Raw genomic sequence first — 4,633 nt, forward strand, 5'->3', positions numbered from 1 at the left:
AACGACGACAGCCCCATCGCCGTGCCGCGGGCCGCCGCCGCCCGGGCGACGGCGACTTCGCCGGCCGGGTCGACCGCCTGCACCCCGGTCGGCGAGATGACGACCGGCAGCGATATCTCCTGGCCCAGCACGGTGGTGCCGAGGTCTCGGTTCGCCGGCGCACCGACGACGTGCGGCGCGAAACCCAACTCGCTGAACGCGGCCACGTTGTCGGCGACCGTGACACCTTTCTCGCTGGCCGAGATCAGTGAGGAGTAGGCCGATTTCGGCAGCCGTTTCTTCGCCCGCTGCTGGGCGATGGCGACCGTCTCGAACCAGACGTCACGGCCCACGGTCAGACCGGGCTCTCGTCGCAGAGCCGCTTGGGCGGCTTCGCCGGGGTGACCACCCGGGTCAGCGATGGCGGTGCGCCGCGGCGGGTGCCGCGGGAGTGGTCGCTGCTCGGGATCGGCTTCGACCGCCCGTTGGCCGCCAGCGCCTCGTCGCCGAAGCCGCGGACGCACTCCGGGTCCGGTCCGTCCATCGGCAGGCCGGTGAAGAACTTGGCCGCCATGCAGCCGCCCCGGCAGGTCTGGTACAGCGGGCAGCTGGCGCAGGACCCGCCCGCGGTCGGGATGCGCAGCCGGGTGAACAGCTGCGAGTGCTTCCACACCTGGTCGAAACCACCGTCGGTCAACACGTTTCCGGCCAGGAACTCCTCGTGGATGGCGAATGGGCAGGCGTACACGTCGCCGATCGGGTCGATCAGGCAGACCACCCGGCCGGCGCCGCACATGTTCAACCCCGCCAGTGCACCCTGTTCGCCGAGCGGCGCCAGGTGGAAGAAGGAGTCGCCGGTCAGCACCCCCTCGCCCTTGGCGACCAGCCAGGTGTACAGCTGCCCCTGCTGTTCGGCGGTGGGGTGCAGGTCGTCCCAGACGTCGACGCCGCGTCCGGACGGCCGCAGCCGGGTGATCCGCAGCGTCGCCCCGTACCGTTGTGCCAGCGCGGCGAATTCGTCGAGCTGGTCGATGTTGTGCCGGGTGGCGACGACCGAGATCTTGGTGTCCGCGAAGCCGGCCGCCGACAGGTTCTCCAAGGCGCGGATCGCCATGTCGTAGGAGCCGGTGCCCCGGATCGGGTCGTTGACCTCGGCGGTGGCGCCGTCCAGCGAGATCTGCACGTCGACGTAGTCGCTGGCGGCCAGCTTGGCGGCCACCTCGGGGGTGATCCGTAGCCCGTTGGTGGAGAACTTCACCCCGACGTGGTGGGCGGTGGCGTAGTCCACCAGCTCCCAGAAGTCGTCGCGGACGGTCGGTTCCCCGCCGCCGATGTTGACGTAGAACACCTGCATGCGTTCCAGCTCGTCGATGATGTCCTTGCACTGCCGGGTGGAGAGCTCGCGCGGATCCCGCCGGCCGGAGGCCGACAGGCAGTGCACGCAGGCCAGGTTGCAGGCGTAGGTGAGCTCCCAGGTCAGGCAGATCGGCGCATCCAGTCCCCGCTCGAACTGGTCGATCAGCCGGGGCGTTCTCGGCTGAGCCGCGGTGACGGTGGTCATCGGTCCTCCTTGGGCACCAACATCGTCGATTCGGCCAGGGTGGCCAGCGCGCTGACGTACGGCGCCGACTGGGCGTCGTCGACGCCGGCGGCCCGGCAGGCGGACCGGGCGTCCGGCTGGTCGGCGAGCGACTGCACCACCGCGACGATGGTGCGGTTCTTCAGAAACGACAGCTTGCGGGTGCCGAAGTGATACAGCAGCGCGCCGAACGGCTCGGGCCGGATCGACACCTGCGGATGCAGCCGCCAGCCGCGGTCGAGGTCGAAGCCGTCGGCGATGGGGGCCGACACGCTCAGTAGACCCCGCACATCCCGTCGATGGAGACCTCTTCGACCAGGCTCTCGGTGACGAGCTCGGTCTCGGACGCCGCCGCGGTGCTCCCAGTCTGCTGCTCCATGGTGCTGGCCTTTCGTTGCGATAAGGGTCACAATCCCGGTAAGGATATGGCATCGAGTGTCAGAACGGAAGCGGATCGGGTGACAGGAACCGGGACATGACCGCGACAGCCGCACGGCGCACCGGTCGGCGCCGGTCCACCACACCGCACCACATCACCGACGTGGCGATCGACCTGTTCGCCACCCACGGCTTCGACGAGGTCAGCGCCGACGACGTCGCCCGGGCCGCCGGCATCGCCCGGCGCACCCTGTTCCGCTACTACGCATCCAAGAACGCGATCCCCTGGGGCGATTTCGACGCCCACCTGCGGCACCTGCGCGACCAGCTCGGCCGGATCGATCCGAGCGTCCCGCTCGGTGACGCACTGCGGGCGGCACTGCTGGCATTCAACACGTTCGACGAGTCCGAGACCGCCCGGCACCGCCGGCGCATGCAGGTGATCCTGCAGACCGCGGAGCTGCAGGCCTATTCGATGACCATGTACGCGGGATGGCGCGGCGTGATCGCCGACTTCGTCGCCCGCCGGGCCGGGGTGGCCGCAACCGAGCTGATGCCGCAGACGGTGGCCTGGCAGCTGCTGGGGATCGCGCTGAGCGCCTACGAACACTGGCTGGCCGACGAGTCGATCCCGCTGCCGCAGGCGCTCGGTGACGCGTTCGACGCGGTCCGCGGCGGATTCGATGACGGCTGAGAGCACCAGCGCAGCACCCTGCGGCCGTTCCTGAACCGGCCGCCGCAGACCAACGAGGTCGGCCGATCCGCGGTGCTGATCGGCGGGCTGCTCATCCTGGTGCGGCGATTCCCGCTTCCGGTACGGCTTTTCGAGTTCGGCGCGAGTGCCGGCCTGAACCTGCGCGCCGACCGGTTCCGGTACCGGTCCACCGGCGGGCAGTGCGGACCGGAGACGTCGGCGGTGCTGATCGACGACGCGTGGCGCGGCCGGTACCCGCCCGACGTCGACCTGCGGATCGGCGAGCGGCACGGCGTCGACGTCGCACCGGTGGACGTCGGCACCGACGACGGCCGGCTCACCCTGCTGAGTTACGTCTGGCCGGACATGCCGGTCCGGCTGCAGCGCCTCGACGGTGCGATCCAGATCGCGCGGGCGGTCCCGGCCGTCTTGGAACGACGATCGGCCGGCGAGGCGGTCGGTGCGCTGCGGTTGGCCCCGGACACGATCAGCGTGCTGTGGCACTCGGTGACCTGGCAGTACCTCGACGCGGCCGAGCAGGCGCGGATAACCGCCGACGTCGACACGCTCGGCGCCACCGCCGACCTCACGGCGCCGCTGGTGTGGCTGAACTTCGAACCGCAGCCCCGCAGCCGGCGCCGACGACGAATTCCTGGTGCGGGCCCGCTGCGGGCCGGGTGCCACCGACGAGATCCTCGGCGCCGCCGCGCCCACGGCCCGCCGGTGATCTGGGCCTGAGATGTCAGCCGGCTCAGCCCTGGGCCGCGGTGACGAAGTCGATCAGCTCCTCGACTCGACCGATCAGCTCCGGCTCCAGGTCGTTCCAATCCCGCACGCTGCCGCGGATCCGCCGCCACGCCGCCGCGATGTCGGCCTGATCGGCGTGCGCCCAGCCCAGCCGCTCACACACGCCGTGCTTCCACTCCACTCCCCGGGGCACCGTCGGCCAGGCTTGGCGGCCAATCCGATTCGGCTTGACGGCCTGCCAGATGTCGATGAACGGATGGCCCACCACCAGGGTGTGCGCGCCGCCGGGCCCGCGGCGGACGGCGTCGGCGATGCGGGACTCCTTGGACCCGGGTACCAGGTGGTCGACCAGCACCCCGAGCCGCCGGGAACGCGCGGGCCGAAACGCCTCGACGATGCCGACCAGGTCGTCGACGCCGCCGAGGTACTCGACCACCACCCCCTCGGCCCGCAGGTCGGCCCCCCACACCTGTTCCACCAGGTCGGCGTCGTGGCGGCCCTCCACGTAGATGCGGCTGGCCAGCGCGGTGCGTGCCCGGCCCGCGGGCGCGGGCACCGAACCGGAGGCGGTCCGGCTCGGCGCCGTCGGCGCGGCGCGGCGCGGCGCGGTCAGGATCACCGGCCGGCCGTCGATCAGGTAGCCGGGTCCGACCGGGAAGCCGCGTCTTCGGCCGTGCCGGTCTTCCAGGTCCATCCGGCCGTACTCGATCCGCACCACCGCCCCGACATACCCGGTCTGCGCGTCCTCGACCACCATGCCGATCTCCACCGGCAGCTCGGTGGAGCGGACCCTGCGCGCGGTGTGCGGGTTGTCGGCGAGGACATCGGTTCCGTAGCGATCAGGCACCCGGCGATGCTAGGCCGAAAGCCCCGCGCCGCGGGTGAACCGGGTGCGCCGTTTCGTCATCTTTTTCACGACGGCTTGGTCTCCGGCGCGAACAGGACGGATCAGGCCAGCACGTCGGCGATCGGCGCCCCGGCGGCGATCTTGGCGCGGCCACCCATCACCTTCCCGGGCCGGCCCCCGCCGACCACCGCGGCCAGCACGCCGTCGCGCTCGTAGTAGGCCAGGAACTTGTGGCCGTCGTCCTCCACCAGGTGCACGGTGTCGGTGGGCTCCGGTTCACCCAGGCACTGGATCTTCACGTCGTACTGGTCGCTCCAGATGTAGGACGGGACCACCACGTCGGAGAGCGACTTCCGGCCCAGCATGGCCGGCACCATCACCCGGACCTGGGTGACGACGTTGCTCCAAT

At 71.0% G+C, this 4,633-nt stretch carries 8 protein-coding genes; 2 read left to right on the top strand and 6 right to left on the bottom strand.

All coding sequences use genetic code 11. From position 1 onward, the window contains the following. The 4 genes from AC2VNT_RS08785 to mftA form a co-directional block, all read right to left on the bottom strand. A partial coding sequence (locus tag AC2VNT_RS08785) for an alpha-hydroxy-acid oxidizing protein (protein WP_486946488.1) occupies positions 1 to 332 on the bottom strand: 332 nt, incomplete at its 3' end. Positions 333 to 334: 2 nt separating this feature from the next. Then, positions 335 to 1,540 (bottom strand): mycofactocin radical SAM maturase, encoded by a 1,206-nt coding sequence (gene mftC, locus AC2VNT_RS08790; protein ID WP_486946489.1) that lies wholly within the window; start codon positions 1,538 to 1,540, stop codon positions 335 to 337. Further along, positions 1,537 to 1,836 carry a mycofactocin biosynthesis chaperone MftB gene (gene mftB, locus AC2VNT_RS08795; RefSeq protein ID WP_486946494.1) on the bottom strand — a complete coding sequence of 100 codons (300 nt, stop codon included), beginning with the start codon at positions 1,834 to 1,836 and terminating at the stop codon, positions 1,537 to 1,539. Before mftB ends, mftC begins: the two co-directional genes overlap by 4 nt. After that, positions 1,833 to 1,937: a mycofactocin precursor MftA gene (mftA, locus tag AC2VNT_RS08800; protein WP_486946490.1), complete on the bottom strand. Its 105-nt coding sequence runs from the start codon at positions 1,935 to 1,937 to the stop codon at positions 1,833 to 1,835. Before mftA ends, mftB begins: the two co-directional genes overlap by 4 nt. A gap of 96 nt (positions 1,938 to 2,033) precedes the next feature. Here mftA and mftR point away from each other — a divergent pair, with 96 nt between their 5' ends. Next, on the top strand, positions 2,034 to 2,630 hold the full coding sequence (gene mftR, locus AC2VNT_RS08805; protein ID WP_486946491.1) for a mycofactocin system transcriptional regulator: 597 nt from the start codon (positions 2,034 to 2,036) through the stop codon (positions 2,628 to 2,630). Between the two features lie 18 nt (positions 2,631 to 2,648). Further along, entirely contained in the window at positions 2,649 to 3,368 is a 720-nt protein-coding gene (locus AC2VNT_RS08810; RefSeq protein WP_486946495.1) for a DUF2332 domain-containing protein, read from the top strand. Positions 3,369 to 3,381: 13 nt separating this feature from the next. On the opposite strand, the gene AC2VNT_RS08815 is transcribed toward AC2VNT_RS08810, so the two are convergent. Both AC2VNT_RS08815 and AC2VNT_RS08820 read right to left on the bottom strand, forming a co-directional pair. Further along, positions 3,382 to 4,224, bottom strand: coding sequence for a DUF3097 domain-containing protein (locus tag AC2VNT_RS08815; RefSeq protein ID WP_486946492.1), 843 nt, complete (start codon positions 4,222 to 4,224; stop codon positions 3,382 to 3,384). 101 nt (positions 4,225 to 4,325) lie between these two features. Beyond that, a partial coding sequence (locus AC2VNT_RS08820) for an oxidoreductase C-terminal domain-containing protein (protein ID WP_486946493.1) occupies positions 4,326 to 4,633 on the bottom strand: 308 nt, incomplete at its 5' end.

This window comes from Mycobacterium sp. TH-M15, from assembly GCF_057473705.1.

Excerpts from the sequence above, each read along its gene's own strand:
- mftC (WP_486946489.1), bottom strand. The coding sequence starts at position 1,540 with ATGACCACCGTCACCGCGGCTCAGCCGAGAACGCCCCGGCTGATCGAC.
- mftA (WP_486946490.1), bottom strand. The coding sequence starts at position 1,937 with ATGGAGCAGCAGACTGGGAGCACCGCGGCGGCGTCCGAGACCGAGCTC.
- mftR (WP_486946491.1), top strand. The coding sequence starts at position 2,034 with ATGACCGCGACAGCCGCACGGCGCACCGGTCGGCGCCGGTCCACCACA.